This is a genomic window from Caballeronia grimmiae (assembly GCF_000698555.1).
GTDB lineage: Bacteria > Pseudomonadota > Gammaproteobacteria > Burkholderiales > Burkholderiaceae > Caballeronia > Caballeronia grimmiae.
Genome location: NZ_JFHE01000003.1, coordinates 258,934 through 277,235 on the forward strand (window position 1 = coordinate 258,934; position 18,302 = coordinate 277,235).

At 65.8% G+C, this 18,302-nt stretch carries 13 protein-coding genes; 8 read left to right on the forward strand and 5 right to left on the reverse strand.

All coding sequences use genetic code 11. The annotated features are described in order from the left end of the window. Positions 1-83 precede the first annotated feature (83 nt). The 3 genes from BG57_RS05550 (at position 84) to BG57_RS05560 (ending at position 3,112) form a co-directional block, all read left to right on the forward strand. Positions 84-1,379: a lactonase family protein gene (locus tag BG57_RS05550; protein ID WP_035960786.1), complete on the forward strand. Its 1,296-nt coding sequence runs from the start codon at positions 84-86 to the stop codon at positions 1,377-1,379. A gap of 40 nt (positions 1,380-1,419) precedes the next feature. Further along, a complete protein-coding gene (locus BG57_RS05555) occupies positions 1,420-1,983 on the forward strand; it encodes an antimicrobial peptide resistance and lipid A acylation PagP (RefSeq protein ID WP_035960788.1) in 564 nt (187 codons plus the stop codon). Positions 1,984-2,050: 67 nt separating this feature from the next. Then, positions 2,051-3,112, forward strand: a complete 1,062-nt coding sequence (locus tag BG57_RS05560) for a transporter (RefSeq protein WP_229753816.1) — start codon at positions 2,051-2,053, stop codon at positions 3,110-3,112. Between the two features lie 16 nt (positions 3,113-3,128). Here the strand turns inward: BG57_RS05560 and BG57_RS05565 are convergent, their stop codons facing one another. Together BG57_RS05565 and BG57_RS05570 are read right to left on the reverse strand one after the other, a co-directional pair. Then, positions 3,129-7,274, reverse strand: a complete 4,146-nt coding sequence (locus BG57_RS05565) for a DNA translocase FtsK (RefSeq protein ID WP_035960792.1) — start codon at positions 7,272-7,274, stop codon at positions 3,129-3,131. Between the two features lie 169 nt (positions 7,275-7,443). Further along, positions 7,444-8,004 carry an META domain-containing protein gene (locus BG57_RS05570; protein ID WP_035960798.1) on the reverse strand — a complete coding sequence of 187 codons (561 nt, stop codon included), beginning with the start codon at positions 8,002-8,004 and terminating at the stop codon, positions 7,444-7,446. Positions 8,005-8,288: 284 nt separating this feature from the next. Here BG57_RS05570 and purT point away from each other — a divergent pair, with 284 nt between their 5' ends. The 4 genes from purT (at position 8,289) to BG57_RS05595 (ending at position 12,016) form a co-directional block, all read left to right on the forward strand. After that, the gene (purT, locus tag BG57_RS05575; protein ID WP_052005639.1) at positions 8,289-9,536 is read left to right on the forward strand and encodes a formate-dependent phosphoribosylglycinamide formyltransferase; all 1,248 of its coding nucleotides are present in this window, start codon (positions 8,289-8,291) and stop codon (positions 9,534-9,536) included. A 34-nt stretch (positions 9,537-9,570) separates the two neighbouring features. Next, positions 9,571-9,741, forward strand: coding sequence for a DUF6726 family protein (locus BG57_RS05580; protein WP_174447188.1), 171 nt, complete (start codon positions 9,571-9,573; stop codon positions 9,739-9,741). Then, positions 9,738-10,103 carry an MliC family protein gene (locus tag BG57_RS05585; RefSeq protein ID WP_229753815.1) on the forward strand — a complete coding sequence of 122 codons (366 nt, stop codon included), beginning with the start codon at positions 9,738-9,740 and terminating at the stop codon, positions 10,101-10,103. The genes BG57_RS05580 and BG57_RS05585 overlap by 4 nt, the downstream gene beginning before the upstream one ends. 422 nt (positions 10,104-10,525) lie before the next feature. Beyond that, positions 10,526-12,016, forward strand: a complete 1,491-nt coding sequence (locus BG57_RS05595; protein WP_035960812.1) for a DEAD/DEAH box helicase — start codon at positions 10,526-10,528, stop codon at positions 12,014-12,016. Positions 12,017-12,059: 43 nt separating this feature from the next. Here the strand turns inward: BG57_RS05595 and gluQRS are convergent, their stop codons facing one another. Beyond that, positions 12,060-12,932: a tRNA glutamyl-Q(34) synthetase GluQRS gene (gene gluQRS, locus BG57_RS05600; RefSeq protein WP_035960814.1), complete on the reverse strand. Its 873-nt coding sequence runs from the start codon at positions 12,930-12,932 to the stop codon at positions 12,060-12,062. Between the two features lie 10 nt (positions 12,933-12,942). Beyond that, positions 12,943-13,797 (reverse strand): sulfurtransferase, encoded by an 855-nt coding sequence (locus BG57_RS05605; RefSeq protein WP_035960821.1) that lies wholly within the window; start codon positions 13,795-13,797, stop codon positions 12,943-12,945. A 216-nt stretch (positions 13,798-14,013) separates the two neighbouring features. Here BG57_RS05605 and dnaE point away from each other — a divergent pair, with 216 nt between their 5' ends. Then, the gene (gene dnaE / locus BG57_RS05610; RefSeq protein ID WP_035960825.1) at positions 14,014-17,541 is read left to right on the forward strand and encodes a DNA polymerase III subunit alpha; all 3,528 of its coding nucleotides are present in this window, start codon (positions 14,014-14,016) and stop codon (positions 17,539-17,541) included. Here dnaE and BG57_RS05615 read toward each other — a convergent pair. Continuing rightward, on the reverse strand, positions 17,535-18,302 hold the full coding sequence (locus BG57_RS05615; protein WP_035960828.1) for a glycosyltransferase family 2 protein: 768 nt from the start codon (positions 18,300-18,302) through the stop codon (positions 17,535-17,537). The two genes, dnaE and BG57_RS05615, sit on opposite strands and share 7 nt — an antisense overlap.

Sequence of the window (18,302 nt, forward strand, 5' to 3'; positions counted from 1 at the left end):
CAACTTGCTGTCGCACACCGCCGATCTTGCCGGCCGACACCCGCCCTTGATAACAAGCAGCAAATAGACGACGAGGAGGTTTCATGCAACCGATCCATTCCTGCGCCGCGACGAATGCGCCATTGCAAGCCGCGCGCCGGCCCGCGCGGACAGTGCGCTGGGCCAAGGGCGTCGCGTTGATGCTCTCGCTCGCCGCCGCCCATGCCTTCGCGCAGACGCCGGGCGCAGCCGCGCCGTCCTCCGCTGCGAGCGGCGTCACGAACGCCGCCGGTGCGAGCGACGTCTATGACCTGCTCATCGGCACTTACACGGGCGGCGGCAAGAGCGAAGGCATCTATGTCTATCGCTTCGATGCGGGCAACGGCGAACTGACGCGCATCGCGTCGGCGCAGACGGTGAACCCTTCGTATCTCGTCGTCAGCCGCGACAACAACTATGTGTACGCGGTCAACGAGCTTCCCGGCGACAACGGCCCCGCGTCGCAACGCGGCGGCGTCAGCGCGTTCCGCTTCGATCGCGCGAGCGGGCAACTGAGCTTTCTCAATCGCGTGTCGGCAGAGGGCAACGATCCCTGCTATCTCGCGATCTCGCCCGACGGCAAGTATCTGCTCACCGCCAACTATTCGGTCGCGGCCAATCCGGGCGGCAGCTTCGCCGTCTTTCCGCTCGCTGCGGACGGGCATGTCGGCGCATCCGTGCTGACGGTGCATCACGAAGGCAGCGGGCCGGTGAAGGGCCGGCAGGACAACTCGCACGTCCATTCGACGGTCTTCTCGCCCGACGGCAAATATCTCTTCGCGCAGGATCTGGGCGTCGACAAGGTCTTCGGTTATCGCTACACGCCCGATGGCAGCCGCGGCCTCTTTGGTCCGACCGATTCGCGCTACACGCCGGTCAAGGCCGGCTCCGGCCCGCGCCATTTGATCTTCGACGCGAGCGGCAAGCACGCCTATCTGACGACCGAGATGAACGCGTCGGTGCTCGTCTTCGATTACGCCAATGGCAAGCTGACGGAAACGCAATCGCTGCCGATGACCGCGCCCGGTTTCAAGGGCAAGGTGGGCGGCGGCGCGCTGCATCTGTCGCCGGACGGGCGCTTTCTCTACGCGACGAACCGTGGCGACGCAAACGAACTCGTCGCGTTCGCGGTCAATCCGGCGAACGGCCGCCTGAAGTTGCTGAAGCGTTATCCGACGCTCGGCAAGACGCCGCGCGAATTCGCGATCGAGCCGGGGGGGCGCTGGCTCGTCATCGGCAATCAGGAGAGCGACAGCGCGTTCTTCTTCCGGCGCGATCCCGCGACGGGCGAACTTGCGTCGGACCCAAAACGGCTGTCGATCGGATCACCCGTGGATTTCAAGTTCGTCTCTCCGTCTTGACGCATTGCGCCGTACCCGTTAGCCACGCAGCCCAGTAACGATGACAAAAATAGCGGTCAAGGCGGTCACGGTTTCCTTGCTCAGTCTGTCGTTCGCGGCGCATGCCGGCGAAGCGCAGTGCGACTACAAGCACGACTGGTTGTCGTCGGCGTGCGAACGCGTGATGCGCGTCGCGCACGACGGCACCTGGGACTTATACGTAACCGGCTATGGCTGGCACATCGACGGCTACACGAATCGTAGCGAGCTGAATCCGTGGTCATGGGGCGGCGGCGCGGGCAAGCACTGGGTCGACGCGAACGGCAACGAAGACCTGCTCTTCGCGATGGCCTTCTCGGACTCGCATCACAACGTCGAGCCGATCGTCGGCTATGCGCGCCAGTGGTACACGAACCCGGTGCTCGGCGGCTTGCAGGTCGGCGGCGGCTTCTTCGCGGGCTTCACCGCGCGCAGCGATGTCGCGCATTACCTGCCGCTGCCGCTCGCGTTTCCGGTTGCATCGGTGCGCTACCGGCGGACGTCGTTTTTGGGAACGTTCATCCCGCGCATTCCCGGTCTCAACGATGGCGATGTCGCATTCTTCTTCGGCCGCTACGAGTTTTAGTACGATGCCGCAGCGGCGCGCGATTCGAAGCCGCCATCGTCAATAGCATTGAAAGGCACAAGCAAGATTGGACACCATCCGCAACTCCGACGCGACGGCGCGCACCAGCACCGGCACCAGCCGCAGCGATCCGGCGCCGCCCGGCTTCATCAGCGCGTTCGACTTCGCCGGCGGCGATGCAATCCGCCTTTCGTGGGATGAAGCGCGCAGGGCCATCGCCGGCGACGGTATCACCTGGCTGCATCTCTCCGCGAACGACGATACCGTCGAAAGCTGGCTCGAAGGCGTCACCTCGATGCCCGACGTCGCACGCGAATTCCTCAACGGCGAGGACAAGCGGCCGCGCGTGCACATGGGCGCGAACTTCATCTACGGCGTGGTCGCGGATCTCGAACTGGTCGCCGCCGCGCAGCAAGCCGCGTCGCCCGGCGCGCGCGAGGCCAACCGCGCGACCGGGGCGCTGCGCTTCTACGTCGACCGGCATCGCATGATCACCGTGCGCGCGCGTCCTTTGCAATCGACCGACCGGCTGCGTCACGCGGTCCTCGAAGGCGCGACGTTCCGCGATACCGTCGATCTCTTCGCGGGCCTGATCCGCGCGCTGAACGAGACGTTCGTGGACCGCATCGATGAAATCGGCGATCGCCTAGATGATGTCGAAGAAGGCGTGCTCGAAAACAGCCACGCGAACTGGCGCACGCAGCTGGGCGACGTGCGGCGGCGTCTGGTGGAGGTAAAGCGCTTCATCGACCCGGAGCGCAATGCGTTGACGCAACTCGTCACACGCCGGCTCGAATGGGCCGAACCGCGCTCGATGGAAGCGCTCGTGCAGGCCATTCAGGTGCTCAACGGGCTGGGCGGCGGGCTGGAAGGACTCTATGAACGCGCGAAGCTGCTGCAGGATGAAATCGCGGCGCAGTTGTCCGAAGACATCAACCGCAAGCTGCTGTGGCTCGCGATCATGTCGGCGTTGCTGCTGCCCGCCACGCTCGTGACGGGCATCTTCGGCATGAACGTAGCCGGCTTGCCCGGCACGCACGATCCCCATTCGTTCTGGATCGTCGTCGGCGTGATGGCGGGGTGCGCCGCCATCACGATCCTGCTGTTGCGCAAGCTGCGTCTATGGTGACGGCGGCCTGACGCGCTCACTCGCCGGGGCCGGGCGGCGCGAGCACTTCGCGATTGCCGTTGCTGCCCATCGGCGAGACGAGTCCGGCGGCTTCCATCTGTTCGACGAGCCGCGCGGCGCGGTTATAGCCGATGCGCAACTGCCGCTGCACCGACGATATCGACGCGCGCCGCGTCCGCACGACGAACGCGACGGCTTCGTCGTAGAGCGGATCAGCTTCCGCATCGGGCGTTTCACCGAACAGGTCCTGCGAACCGCCTTCGGCCGTCGGCCCAGAGAGAATGCCTTCCTCGTACTCCGGCTCGCCGAACTGCTTCAGATATTCGACCACGCGATGCACTTCGTCGTCCGCGACGAACGCGCCGTGCACCCGCTGCGGATAACCGGTTCCGGGCGGCAGGAACAGCATGTCGCCCGCGCCGAGCAGCGATTCCGCGCCCATCTGGTCGAGAATCGTGCGCGAATCGATCTTCGACGACACCTGGAACGCCACGCGCGTCGGAATGTTCGCCTTGATGAGGCCGGTGATGACATCGACCGAAGGACGCTGAGTCGCGAGAATCAGGTGGATGCCGGCCGCGCGCGCCTTCTGCGCGAGCCGCGCGATCAACTGTTCGATCTGCTTGCCGGCGACCATCATCAGATCGGCGAGCTCGTCGATGACGACGACGATCAACGGCAGCGTCGACAGCGGCTCGGGCGCGTCGGGCGTCAGCGAGAACGGGTTCGACAGCTTCTTGCCCGCCGCTTCCGTGTTGCGCACCTTCTGATTGAAGCCTTGCAGGTTGCGCACGCCGACCGCCGACATCAGCCGATACCGCTTCTCCATTTCGCCGACGCACCAGTTCAGCGCGTTGGAGGCGAGCTTCATGTCGGTGACGACGGGCGCGAGCAGATGCGGGATGCCCTCGTAGACCGAGAGTTCCAGCATCTTCGGATCGATCATGATGAGGCGCACGTCCTCGGGCTTCGCCTTGTAGAGCAGCGAGAGGATCATCGCGTTGATCGCGACCGACTTGCCCGAACCGGTCGTGCCCGCGACGAGCATGTGCGGCGCTTTGGCGAGATCGGTCACGACCGGATTGCCGACGATGTCCTTGCCCATCGCGATCGTCAGATTCGATTTCGACGAGCGATACACGTCCTGCTCCAGAATCTCGGACAGGCGGATCATCTGGCGCTTCGCGTTCGGCAGTTCGAGGCCCATGCAGGTCTTGCCGGGGATCGTCTCGACGACGCGGATCGACGTGAGGCCGAGCCCGCGCGACAGGTCTTTCATCAGGCCGACGATCTGGCTGCCGCGCACGCCGAGCGCCGGCTCGACCTCGAAGCGCGTGATGACCGGGCCCGCCGACGCGCCGACGACCGTCACCGGCACCTTGAATTCCTGCAGACGCTGTTCGATCAACTGGCCCGTATCGGCGAGGCGCTCTTCTGACACGGGCTCGACTTCGTCGGAAGCGGGTTCGAGCAGGTCGAGCGTCGGCAACTCCACCGCCGATGCTTGCGGCGCGTGGAACTCGAACGCCGCGCCGGCGAAGCCGCGCACGGGCTGGCGCGATTCGGGCGCGGGTGCGGGCGTGGGAAGCTCGACGGTGGCGGGCGGCGGTTCGCGGCTTGCCTGCTGCTGTGGCTGTGGCTGTGGCTCCGGCGGCGTCTCGGCGGGTGAGGCAAATGCCGCAGGCGCTGGCGGGATGGACGCGGTGTCGTCGAACCAGGGCGGCGTCTCGCTGTGCTCCAGCAGCGCGTCGGGGAACGGGGGCGGGAGAATCGGCGCGGCGTCGAAGGCATAGCTCGCGGGTTCGAATGCCGGCGTTTCCGGCGGCAGCGGCTGCATCGCGGGCGCGGGAGGCCATGCGGGTTCTCGCGGATCATCGTTCGCCGATACGGCTGCGTCCGCACGCGTCGATCCTCCGGCGGGCGGTAGCGGCGGGGCTGAGACCGGTGGCGCGCTGATCGCGGTCAGTGCGATGGCGCTGGGTGCGGCGAGAGGCGCTTCGGCGTGGCTTGGCTCGTCGGGTGCGGGAGCGTCGAGTTCACGCGGGCGCTCGGCGGCGCTCATCGGCGATTCAGGCCAGGACGGTTGGTCGGGCAGTTCGACGCCCGCAGTTGTGACGTCTTCCGTGGGCGCATCGCGCTCAGATTCGGGCGGATCGACGGGCAGCGATGCTGCGTTCTCGTCCGTACGCTCTGTGGACGACACACGCGAAGGCGCAGACGCGGCGGCGTCGAAAGGCCACTGCGGTTCGGAACTGCGTGGAGCTTCGGTCGCAACGGGTTCGGCCGCGATTGCTGGCGTTGCCTCGGCGTCACTAAGTGCTGCATCGCTTGGCGATTGCATTGCATCACTGACCCGCGCTTGACTGACTGCCGCCGCCGCTTCGATGCTCGTAGCGATCGACCGCTGTTCCGCGCTCGCAGCAGGTTCGAACGGCGGCGTATCGCCAAAGCTTTCCGGCGCGGTCGCAGCAGGAGCGGTGAAGATCGAAACGTCATCCTCCGCCGATCGCGGCGAGGGCTGCGGGCCTTTCACTGACGACGCGTCGGCGTCGGCGGGCGTGTCTGTCGGATGCACGCCAGTGTCGCGCGTCGCGACATCATGGCTTTCAAAAGCGGAGCCAACGAGCGCCTGTACGCGCGGCTGGGGCCACGCGTCTTCCGCTGGCGCGTGGGCCGATTGCGTTGCGAAAGGCGCGATTCCGTTAGCGCCCTGACGCGACTCGTGCTTAGACGTAGCAGCCGCGGCCACTTTCGTCGCGCTGTCTCCTCGCAGCGAAGAGGGCAGGGCGGACTGACCTAAGGCACCCGAGCCGCCAAAACGCGACGTTACATTCGCTCCAGAACCCGCTGCATTCTCCGGCAGCGCCTGAGCTTCATGATCGCGGGCGAGGCTTGCCCCGGCAAGCGAAGTCCAAAGCGCGGCGTTTTCTTCGATGGAGCGCAACGTCGCCTGAATGGCTTCGGGCGGTGGCGGCGGCTTCGACGGCGCGGGGGCGCGAGAAAAGGCCGGCGCGGCGAGAGGCTGGGGCCGTGGATCGCGCGCAACGGTATTTCTCGTCACATCGCCTGACGAAGCCCGTTTCGCGATGCCGCGCGACATCGGAGACGGCGACGGCGCGGTCGGAGCGCGGGGTGGCGCCATCGCGCTCGTGCTTGTCGAAAGCGGCGCTTTGGAAGGCAGCGGCGCGCGTGCAGGCGTCACCGGTGATCGATTGACCGCAGCAGCCGACGCAGTCGCAGCAGCCGTCACCGTCGATAGCGAAGGCGCCCGCGTCATGGCGACGTCACTCGCGCCGCGTCCCGTCGCTTTGCCAGCGGACTTCGACGCTCCCAGCGCAGCCGCCGACGTCGACAGCGAATTGAGCCAGCCGTCCGGCGCGACGGGTTCGACGAACGCCGCCGGCACTGCCGCCCCCGCACGTTCGAAAGCGGGGCGCTTCGAGTACGCTTCCGCCGTCGCCGCAATGTTCGCGGCAGCGGCTTCCGCGCGTCGCGTCGTAGGCTTGCCGGTCGCAGGCGGACGCCACACGGTCGGCCGCTGATAACGCCCGCTTCGATTGCCCGGCGACATGCCGAGCGTCGACTCATCATGCGACGCGCGCAGGCTCAGGGCGTCGAAATGTTCCCCGCCGATGCCGCGCACCGCCGATGCTCCACCCGCCGGCTCGCGCGCGCGGCGCTCCCGCCAGCGCATCTTGCCGGACTTCGACTTCGATTTCGCGCCTGCCTGATCGCGCGCACGCGGCTCGCGCTCGGACTCCTCGGGCGGCGTGGTCCAGCTTTGCGGCAGGCCGAAGCCGAACGCTTCCTCGACCCAGCGAAGCACCGAACGCCAACTAAAGCCGACGAGCCAGGGAAGACTGATCCCAAGCACGAGCGCCGCGAGCGCGACGGCCCCCGCCGGCTGCGCGATGCCAGCCAGCCCGCTTGCAAGCGCACGCCCGACGCGATTGACGTTCTCCTGCGCTTCGATCGCGCCGGCGAGCGCACCTTCGAGCGCGGCGCTCGACAGCAGCACGCAGAAAAAACCCAGCCACAGCCGGATCGTGCCGGGGCCGCGCAGGCCCGCACCGCCCGGCAGCACCGATTTGACGACGCGCCAGAGAAGCGCAAGGAACCAGACGACTGATGCACCGAACCAGCCAAGAACTACCGTGTGCATGCTAAGGATTGAACCAGGTTTGGGTGAAACGGATGGAACTGCTGCCCGGCAGCACGCGTCACGCGAGCGGGCCGGGCATATCGATCGAGCAGTTTAACGGGTCGCGACTAAACCGACTCGCGATGGCGTTAGCGCGCAACAGCTTTGCGGCGGGCCGCGACGCCCGCGTTCATTTGGCGCGTGGTTCGAAGGTGAGCACCTGGCCGTCTTCGAGCGTCAACTGGAGCGATTGCGGCGGGTTCATCTCGACGCCGCTCTTCACCACGTGCGCAAGGCCGTCGAGATACGGCTGCTCGAGCGCGCCGCTCGACTGCGACGGACACGCCATGCGCGTGCCGGCAAGCGGCCCGAAGCTGAGCTTGCCGTCTTTCAGATCGTACGCGCCGGTGTAGCGATTGCATCCGGAGAAGCCGCTGGCGCGCCGGCGACCGCTTTCCGTCGAGAAGTCCAGCGTAATGGGTTGCGCGCCCTGTGCGACGGCCGGCATTGCGCGGGGCTGTCCGCTCGCCTCGGTCCACGCGGTGAGTTCCCATTGCGTGTCGTCGAGCAATTGCGTCGCGGCGGGGTTGTACGGATCGGTGGGCGGCGCGCTCGCGTCGGGATGATGCGGCATGGCGCATCCGCTCAGAAGGCTCGCCACGACGAGCGCCGCGCCGGTGCAGCGCGACAGCAGTTTCGTCGACGGCCATGAGGAGAGCGAAAGCGATGCGCGGGGGAAATGCGGGGACATCGATGATCCTGAAGCTGGCGAAAGCGTAAGCGTACCGCACGCGTCCTACGCTGTGTCCAGCGTCGAGATGCAACAAAATGATCGGCGGCCATATTCCCGATGACGCTTCCCGATGACGCAGCCGGGAATTCGGGCAGCAAGCGCGAGTCAATACTGCTTGTCAATATGCCGAATGGCAGAGCGGAAGCGGCGAGCGGTGCGTGTTAACATCGCCGCCAATCGCTTCTCGATGGGCTTGCGTACGCCTTCGAAGCGGACGCACAACCGTTTTCATTGGAGCACGCATGCAGACCGATCACGCCGGAAACAACGCAGCAAGAGAACTCGCTTCGTCGATCGGCACGCCGCTTTCTTCCCACGCCACGCGCGTCATGTTGCTGGGCGCGGGCGAACTGGGCAAGGAAGTGATCATCGCGTTGCAGCGGCTGGGCGTCGAAGTCATCGCGGTCGATCGATACGCGAATGCGCCGGGGCATCAGGTCGCGCATCGCGCGCATGTCATCGACATGACCGATCCCGCCGCCTTGCGCGCGCTCGTCGAGAAGGAGCGGCCGCATCTGATCGTGCCGGAGATCGAGGCCATCGCAACCGATGCGCTCGCTGAAATCGAAGCGTCCGGCACGGCAACCGTCATTCCGACGGCGCGCGCCACGCAACTCACGATGAACCGCGAAGGCATCCGCCGCCTTGCCGCAGAAACGCTCGGCCTGCCGACATCGCCGTATGCGTTCGCGCAATCGCTCGACGAGATGAAGGCCGCGATCGCGACTATCGGCTTTCCGTGCGTCGTGAAGCCGGTGATGTCGTCGTCGGGCAAGGGCCAGTCCGTGCTGCGGAGCGAGGCGGATATCGAGCCGGCCTGGAATCACGCGATGGCGGGCGGGCGTGTGAACCACGGGCGGGTGATCGTCGAGGGTTTCATCGACTTCGAATACGAAATCACGCAACTGACCGTGCGCGCCGCCGATCCCGTGAGCGGAGAGACGCAAACCTACTTCTGCGAGCCCATCGGGCACGTGCAGGTGGCGGGCGATTACGTCGAATCGTGGCAGCCTCAGGCAATGGCTCCTGCCGCACTGGAGAAAGCGCGCGACGTCGCGGCGAAGGTCACGACGGCGCTCGGCGGCCGCGGACTGTTCGGCGTCGAGCTTTTTGTTCGCGGCGACGATGTCTGGTTCTCCGAAGTCAGCCCGCGCCCGCACGATACCGGCCTCGTCACGCTGGCGACGCAGCGCTTCTCCGAGTTCGAACTGCATGCGCGAGCGATTCTCGGTTTGCCCGTCGATACCTCGCTGAGCGCGCCGGGCGCGTCGGCGGTCATTTATGGCGGCATCGACGAAGCGGGCATCGCGTTCGAAGGCGTGCGCGAGGCGCTGGCGGTGCCGGGCGCCGACTTGCGGCTCTTCGGCAAGCCGGAGAGCTTCGTGAAGCGCCGCATGGGCGTCGCGGTCGCGACGGGCGCCGACACCGGGGAAGCGCGCGAGCGGGCCAAGCTGGCGGCATCGAAGGTGCGGCCGGTTTCGACGAAGTGACGGCATCGTCCATCGTCATCGACGGGAGAAGAGGGTGAAACGCTTGGGGCTGGCCGCGCTCGTCGCGGCATGCGTGGGACTGTCGGGCTGCGGACTGGCAGCCGCGCCGTGCCGGATCGTATCGGCGGGGCTGAAAATCGTGCCGGTGGTCGGCCATGTTGCGGCTGCGCCAACCGACGCTTGTGCGGAAGTCATCGATCCATGATTCACATGAAGCGCTTTCTCACATTCACTATCGCCGGCATGGCCGCACACACCGCGCTCGCCATGCCGCTCACGGTTCCGCAGATTCAGGCCGAATCGACGCAAACCACGCGCTATGACTGCAAGGACGGCAAGACCGTGTCGGTGCAGTACACGAACACCCGCAATCGGCAGAGCTTCGCCGCACTGACCGTCGACGGGCGCAAGCTGCTGTTCGTCAGCGTGATGGCGAGTTCGGGCGCGAGGTACGTCGCCGATCGCTTCGTCTGGTGGACTAAGGGTCCGCAGGCGAATCTGTACGACGATACCGCCGCGAAAGATTCGCCGCCGCTGCTCGCGGACTGCCAGGCCCGGGCGAAATGACACGGACGCGCCGCGCGGAAGGGCCGGAGCGCTTTCCGGGCCGGTGCTACAATGCACGGTTTCCCGGCAATGACCTGGCGGCTGCGATGGCGAGTAAATCGCGTGCAGCGCCCGGCGGGCAAGCAGCGGCAGAACGCCGTTTCGCCTGGTGCGCGGCAACGCGTGTCCGGTGTCGCGAGAGCGTCATCGAAGCGGTGTTCCATCGAAGGCGTTCGTCGTGCCGCAGCGAAGCGCAAGCTGCGACGCACCGGCCGGCCCGCGGATTGCAACGCGCGCACACCGGGCGCTGAACCTCTTGCACATTACGTCGCGGACCTTTTCGCGTCATCGAAACATTCACGCGTGACCGACCGGACCATCCCAACCGTCCGTTACGCGCGCCGCATCGAGCGGACCCTTTAGCGAAAGCCAATAAAGTCACCATGTCTGATTCCGTCGCCACGACCACGCCCACCGAACAAGCCAAGGCCGCGCTCACGTTCGACCAGTTCGGCCTGTCCGCCGACATCCTCCGGGCGGTGAGCGAATCCGGCTACACCACGCCCACGCCGATCCAGGCCGAAGCCATTCCCGTCGTCCTGGCGGGCCGCGACGTAATGGGCGCGGCTCAGACCGGCACCGGCAAGACCGCGAGCTTCTCGCTGCCGATCATCCAGCGCCTTTTGCCGATGGCGAACACGAGCGCATCGCCGGCGCGCCATCCGGTGCGCGCGCTGATGCTGACGCCGACTCGCGAACTCGCCGATCAGGTCGCCGCCAACGTGCAGACGTACTCGAAGCACACGCCGCTGCGCAGCACGGTCGTGTTCGGCGGCGTCGACATGAATCCGCAATCGGAGGCGTTGCGCCGCGGCGTCGAAATTCTGATCGCGACGCCGGGCCGGCTGCTCGATCACGTCCAGCAGAAGACGCTCAACCTCGGTCAGGTGCAGATGCTCGTGCTCGACGAGGCCGACCGCATGCTCGACATGGGCTTTCTGCCGGACCTGCAGCGCATCCTGAATCTGCTGCCGAAGGAACGTCAGACGCTGCTCTTCTCGGCGACGTTCTCGCCTGAAATCAAGAAACTCGCTGCGACGTATCTGCGCAACCCGCAGACGATCGAGGTCGCGCGCAGCAACTCGACGAACGCGAACGTACGCCAGATCGTCTACGAGGTGCACGAGAGCGATAAATCTGGCGCGGTGGCGCAGATCATCCGCGAGCGCGAGCTCAAGCAGGTGATCGTGTTCTGCAACAGCAAGATCGGCGCGAGCCGGCTTGCGCGTGTGCTGGAGCGCGACGGCATCGTGGCGACCGCCATCCACGGCGACCGCACGCAGGGCGAACGCATGCAGGCGCTCGATGCCTTCAAGCGCGGCGAGATCGAGGCGCTCGTCGCCACCGATGTGGCGGCGCGCGGTCTCGACATCGCCGAGCTGCCGGCGGTGATCAACTTCGATCTGCCGTTCAACGCCGAGGATTATGTGCACCGCATCGGCCGCACGGGGCGCGCGGGCGCATCGGGCGATGCGCTGTCGCTCTGCAGCGCCAACGAGCGCAAGCAGCTTGCCGACATCGAGAAGCTCATCAAGCGTCCGCTCGAAGTGCAGACGCTTCATGTGACGGCGCCCGCTCGTCGCGACGGCGCACGGCGCGACGAGCGTCCGGCGCGCGGCGAGCGCACGGAGCATCGTCATAGCGCGCGGGAAGACGCGGGATCGCGCCGGCGCACTTCGCCGGGCTCGAGTTCGTACGACCGGCCGCGCGGGCGTCAGCAGCCCATCGACGAATTTTTCCTGAAGCCGTATGAGCCGTCGCCATCGGCGATGAAGCGGCAGGAAGAGACGCCTGAACCGGAGCGCAAGAGCACGTCCAAGCAGCCGCTCGCGGCGTTGCTGGGCGGGCTTGGCATGCCGCGAAAGACGTCCTGATCGACGAAAAACGGCAGCTTCTTACAGCTGCCGTTTTTTTTGCCTACCGCGCGAAGCGCCGCGCCCAATCGTCCGTCGCGGCGGCGTAAAAGCCATCGAGCGTGCGGGCCGACGATGCATTGATGCCGAGATGCCGCGCCGCCTGCACGAGCGCGTCGAGCGGAGCGTCGCGGTTCAGCGGCGCCGCGCCGGTCTGCTTGCTGAGCTTTTCGCCAGCCTCGTTGTTGAGCACCGGCACGTGCAGATACGACGGCGTCGGCACGCCGAGGCATCGCTGTAAATAGATCTGACGCCCGGTCGAATCCAGCAGGTCCGCGCCGCGTACGATGTGCGTGATGCCCGCGTCGGCGTCATCGACGACGACGGCCAGTTGATACGCCCACAAGCCATCCGCGCGCTTCAGCGCGAAATCGCCGACTTCGGTCGCCAGATTCTGCGACTGCGGCCCTTGCCAGCGATCCACGAACGCAATGCACGCCGCATCGCCGTCCGGCACGCGCAAACGCCAGGCGCGGGCGGGGCGGCCATTCAGGCCCGTACGGCAGGTTCCCGGATACGCCAGCGTCGCGTGACGCGCGTGGGCATGCACGAGCGAATCCGCGATCTCGCGACGCGTGCAGCCGCACGGATAGATCAGGTGTTGCGCCTGCAACGCTTCGAACGCCTTCGCGTAGGCGGCATTGCGCCGGCTTTGCCAGACGGGCGGCTCGTCGGAATGCATGCCGAAAGCGCCGAGCGTCGCGAGAATATCGTCGGCGGCGCCGGGCACGGTGCGGGGCGCATCGACGTCCTCGATTCGCACGATCCAGCTTCCGCCGTGCGCGCGTGCATCGAGATAACTCGCGAGCGCGCTCACGAGCGATCCCGCATGCAGCGGGCCGGTCGGCGAGGGCGCGAAGCGGCCGCGATAGGTCATGTACAGGCGGTTATGCCGCCTTCGCTTCGGGGTGGCAGGCCGGGCAAGCCTCGCCCGCCTTGTAATAGGGCGATTGCTGGTCCTCGACGCTCACGACCGCGCGGCACGCGAAACATTGCGCCGTCTCGGTCGGCTCGAGGTTCGGGTTCAGCGCCGTGCGGTAATCGAACACGAAGCAGTCGCCGTTGTAATGTGCGCCGCCCACTTCCTCGAAGTACTTCAGGATGCCGCCTTCGAGCTGATAGACATGCTCGATACCCACTTCCTTCATGTGAATCGCAGCCTTTTCGCAGCGAATTCCGCCGGTGCAAAACGAGACCACTGTCTTGCCTTCCACATCGGCGCGGTTCTGCTCGATCACTTCCGGAAACTCGCTGAACTTCGCGATGCGATAGTCGAGCGCGTTGTCGAACGTGCCGACATCGACTTCGAACGCATTGCGCGTGTCGAGCATCACGACCGGGCGGCCCGCGTCGTCGTGGCCGCGGTCGAGCCAGGCCTTGAGCGTGGGGGCATCGACAGAAGGCGCGCGGCCCAGTTCGGGCCTGATCGCGGGCTTCTTCATCGTGATGATTTCGCGCTTGAGCCTGACCAGCATGCGGCGGAACGGCTGCGTGTCCGACAGGCTCTCCTTGAACTGCAAATCGGCGAAACGGCCGCCGAAAAGCGCGTCGGTCCGGATGTAGTCGATGAACTCGCGCACCTGCGCGACCGGCCCCGAAATGAACAGGTTGATGCCCTCCGGCGCCAGCAGGATCGTGCCCTTCAGGCCGAGCGCGTTGCAGCGTTCGGTGACGAGCGGCCGCCAGGCGGCGCCGTCCTCGATGGTGACGAATTTATAGGCGGAGAGATTCAGAATGTTCATGATGAAAGACGGCGAAACGCGTAGAAACGAGACAGACGCGGCAGCGGGCGGCCGCGCGAAACCTCTATTATCCCGCAAACGGCGCGGTCGATTCGAGCGGGGCGTGCGCCGCCTGGCGCGAAGCCTTGCGCGTGCGCAAATTCGACCGCGCCGAGCACCTCGTCCGTTCGGCTAACGCGGCCTGGCCGAGGGTTTTTGCGATGACCCGGATGTACAATGTCGGCCATGTCAGATCCCCGCTTCGTTCATCTCCGCGTCCACTCCGAATTCTCGATTGCCGACGGCATCGTGCGGCTGGACGACGTCGTCAAGGCCGCGTCGAAGGACGGTCAGGGCGCGCTCGCGCTCACCGATCTCGCCAACGCCTTCGGTCTCGTGCGCTTCTACAAGGAAGCGCGCGGCAAGGGCATCAAGCCGATCGCCGGCTGCGATGTCTGGATCACGAATCCCGACGATCGCGACAAGCCTTCGCGCCTGCTTTTGCTCGTGCGCGACAAGACCGGCTATCTGAATCTGTGCGAATTGCTGAGCCGCGCGTGGCTCACGAATCAGTATCGCGGGCGCGCGGAAGTGATGGTCGAATGGCTCGAAGAAGGGCTGGCCGAGGGACTGCTCGCGCTGTCGGGTGCGCAGGGCGGCGACATCGGTCTCGCGCTCGCGGCGGGCAACGAAGCGAGCGCCGAGCGCCACGCCGGGCGATGGGCGAAACTCTTTCCGAACGCGTTCTATATCGAACTGCAGCGCGCCGGCCAGCCGGGCGAACAGGCGTATATCCAGGAAGCCGTCGCGCTCGCGGCGAAGCTCGGCTTGCCCGTGGTGGCGACGCATCCTCTGCAGTTCATGACCCCCGACGACTACACCGCGCACGAAGCGCGCGTCTGTATCTCGGAAGGCGACATTCTCGCGAATCCGCGCCGTCAGAAACGCTTCACGACGGACCAGTATTTCCGCACGCAGGACGAGATGTGCGCGCTGTTCGCGGATATCCCGTCGGCGCTCGCAAACACCGTCGAAATTGCGAAGCGCTGCAATCTCACGCTCGAACTCGGCAAGCCGAAGCTGCCGCTTTTCCCGACGCCCGATGGCATGTCGCTCGACGACTACCTCGTGCAGTTGTCGAAGGAAGGGCTGGAAGTGCGGCTCGCACAGCTTTATCCCGACGAAGGCGCGCGCGAAGCGCAGCGTGAGACGTACTACAAGCGGCTCGACTTCGAGTGCGGCACGATCATCAAGATGGGCTTCCCGGGCTACTTCCTGATCGTCGCCGACTTCATCATGTGGGCGAAGAACAACGGCGTGCCCGTGGGGCCCGGCCGAGGCTCGGGCGCGGGTTCGCTCGTCGCGTATGCGCTCGGCATTACGGACCTCGACCCGCTGCGCTACAACCTCCTGTTCGAGCGGTTCCTGAACCCGGAACGCGTGTCGATGCCCGACTTCGACATCGACTTCTGTCAGGAAGGGCGCGACCGCGTCATTCAATACGTGAAGGGCAAGTACGGCGCGGACGCCGTCTCGCAGATCGCGACTTTCGGCACGATGGCCGCGAAGGCGGCAGTGCGCGACATCGGCCGCGTGCTCGATCTCGGCTACATGTTCACGGACGGCATCGCCAAGCTGATTCCGTTCAAGCCGGGCAAGCACGTGACCATCGCGGATGCGATGAAAGAAGAGCCGACGCTGCAGGAGCGCTTCGATTCCGAAGACGAAGTGCATCAGCTGCTCGAACTCGCGCAGCGCGTGGAAGGGCTGACGCGCAACGTCGGCATGCACGCGGGCGGCGTGCTGATCGCGCCCGGCAAGCTCACGGATTTCTGCCCGCTCTATACGCAGGGCGAGGACGGCGGCGTCGTCAGCCAGTACGACAAGGACGACGTGGAAGCCGTCGGCCTCGTCAAGTTCGACTTTCTGGGCCTGACCACGCTCACGATTCTGGACTGGGCTGAACGTTACATTCGCCGGCTCGATCCGTCGAAGAAGGACTGGAGTCTCGCGCAGGTGCCGCTGGACGATCCCGCTTCGTTCACGATCCTCAAGAAGGCGAACACCGTCGCCGTGTTCCAGCTGGAAAGCCGCGGCATGCAGGGCATGCTGAAGGACGCGCAGCCGGACCGCTTCGAGGACATCATCGCGCTGGTGGCGCTGTATCGTCCGGGGCCGATGGATCTGATACCGAGCTTCTGCGCGCGCAAGCACGGGCGGGAGATCGTCGAGTATCCGGACCCGCGCGTCGAACCTGTTCTGCAAGAGACCTACGGCATCATGGTCTATCAGGAGCAGGTGATGCAGATGGCGCAGATCATCGGCGGATACTCGCTCGGCGGCGCGGATTTGCTGCGTCGCGCGATGGGAAAGAAGAAGCCCGAGGAGATGGCGCAGCATCGCGAACTGTTTGCCGAGGGCGCGGCGAAGAACGGTTTGTCGCGCGCGAAGTCCGACGAAATCTTCGATTTGATGGAGAAGTTCGCGGGCTACGGCTTCAACAAGTCGCACGCGGCGGCGTATGCGCTGCTCGCGTACTACACGGCGTGGCTCAAGGCGCATCATCCGGCGGAATTCATGGCGGCGAACATGTCGCTCGCCATGGACGACACCGACAAGGTGAAGATCCTCTTCGAGGATTGCATCGGCAACGGCATGGCCGTGCTGCCGCCGGACATCAACCGTTCGGCGTATCGCTTCGAGCCGGTCGCGGAAGCCGACGGCAAGCGTTCGAGGACCATCCGCTACGGTCTCGGCGCGGTGAAGGGCAGCGGCCAGAACGCCATCGAAGAAATCCTGCGCGCACGCGAAGACGGTCCGTTCGTCGATCTCTTCGATTTCTGCGAGCGCATCGACCGCCGCGTCGTAAATCGCCGGACGGTGGAGGCGCTGATTCGCGCCGGCGCGTTCGACACCGTCCACGCGAATCGCGCGCAATTGCTCGCGTCCGTGCCGATGGCGATGGAAGCCGCCGATCAGGCCGCCGCCAACGCGATGCAGGCCGGCCTGTTCGACATGGGCGACGCGCCGCTCGCGAAGCACGAATACGTCGATGAACCCGCGTGGTCGGACAAGAAGCGTCTGCAGGAAGAGAAGACGGCGCTCGGTTTCTACCTTTCGGGCCATCTTTTCGATGCGTACAAGGGCGAAGTGCGGCGCTTCGTGCGTCAGAAGATCGGCGAACTGAAGGAAGGGCGCGACAAGCTGGTGGCGGGCGTGATTTCTTCGTTGCGCACCCAGATGACCCAGCGCGGCAAGATGCTGATCGTCAATCTCGACGATGGCACCGGCCAGTGCGAAGTGACCGTGTTCAACGAGCAGTTCGAAGCGAACAAGGCGCTGTTCAAGGAAGATGAACTGCTCGTCGTCCAGGGCCAGGCGCGCAACGATGCGTTCACGGGCGGCATTCGCTTTACCGTCGATACCGCGATGGACCTCGAACGCGCCCGCAGCCGCTATGCGCAGTCGGTGAAGGTCGAGATGAACGGCAACGCCGATGCGCTGCGTCTCAAGCGCGTGCTGGAAGCGCATACGGCGGGGGCGGAGGCGCCTGCGGCTCCGGTCGCGGCGCCGTCGCGCGAGAACGGGCGCTCGCGTCAACAGGCGCCGATTCCGAACGGGCTGAACGTGAGCATCGTGTATCGCAGCGAGCACGCCGAAGGCGAAGTGCGGCTCGGCGATGCCTGGCGCGTGAAACCGACCGACGAACTCATCACCGCGTTACGCGGGGAGTTCGCGGGGAGCGAGATCGAAATTGTTTATTGATCGGCCGCTTCGTTCAGGCGCGCGAGCTTGACGAAGCGGTAATACACGGTCTGCGCGTTGAAGACGGCGATCATGAAGCCCGCTCGCCCGTCCAGGAAACCGCGCCGCAGCACGTAAGTCCTGACGAACGCCCAGAGTCCGCGCGTGATCGCAATGCCGAGACTTCCCCGCTTGCCCGCGGCATGGCGCTGCAATGCGCCGGCCGTCGAGTAAGCGTCGAGCTTGCGCAACACCGTTTCGAAGTCTTCGTAAGAGTAGTGCAACAGTTTGCCTTCGAGCCGCGCGACGGGCGTTCCGCTCTGCACGACGAGGCGCTCATGCACGAGATCATCCGAAAAGCGCGCGCAGCCCCGTTTGAAGAGGCGCGGAATCCAGTCGGGATACCAGCCGCTGTGCCTGATCCACTGGCCGCAGAAACTCGATAACCGGTCCACTGCATACACATCGGCGCGCGGATTGTCCATCGCGGCCCGGATGGACGCAGCCAGTTCCGGCGTCACGACTTCGTCGGCGTCGATCGACAGCACCCAGTCCGTCGACAGCGCATCGAGCGCGCGATTCTTCTGCGGCCCGAAGCCCGGCCACTCGCGCCGGATCAGCACGCGCGCGCCGTGCGCCTTGGCGATATCCACGGTCGCATCGGTGCTGCCGCCGTCGATCACGACGATATCGTCGGCGAAGGAAACGGAGTCGAGGCATTGCGCGAGCCGTGCAGCCGCGTTGTACGTGATGATGGCGATGCCGAGGCTGGCGTGCGTCAT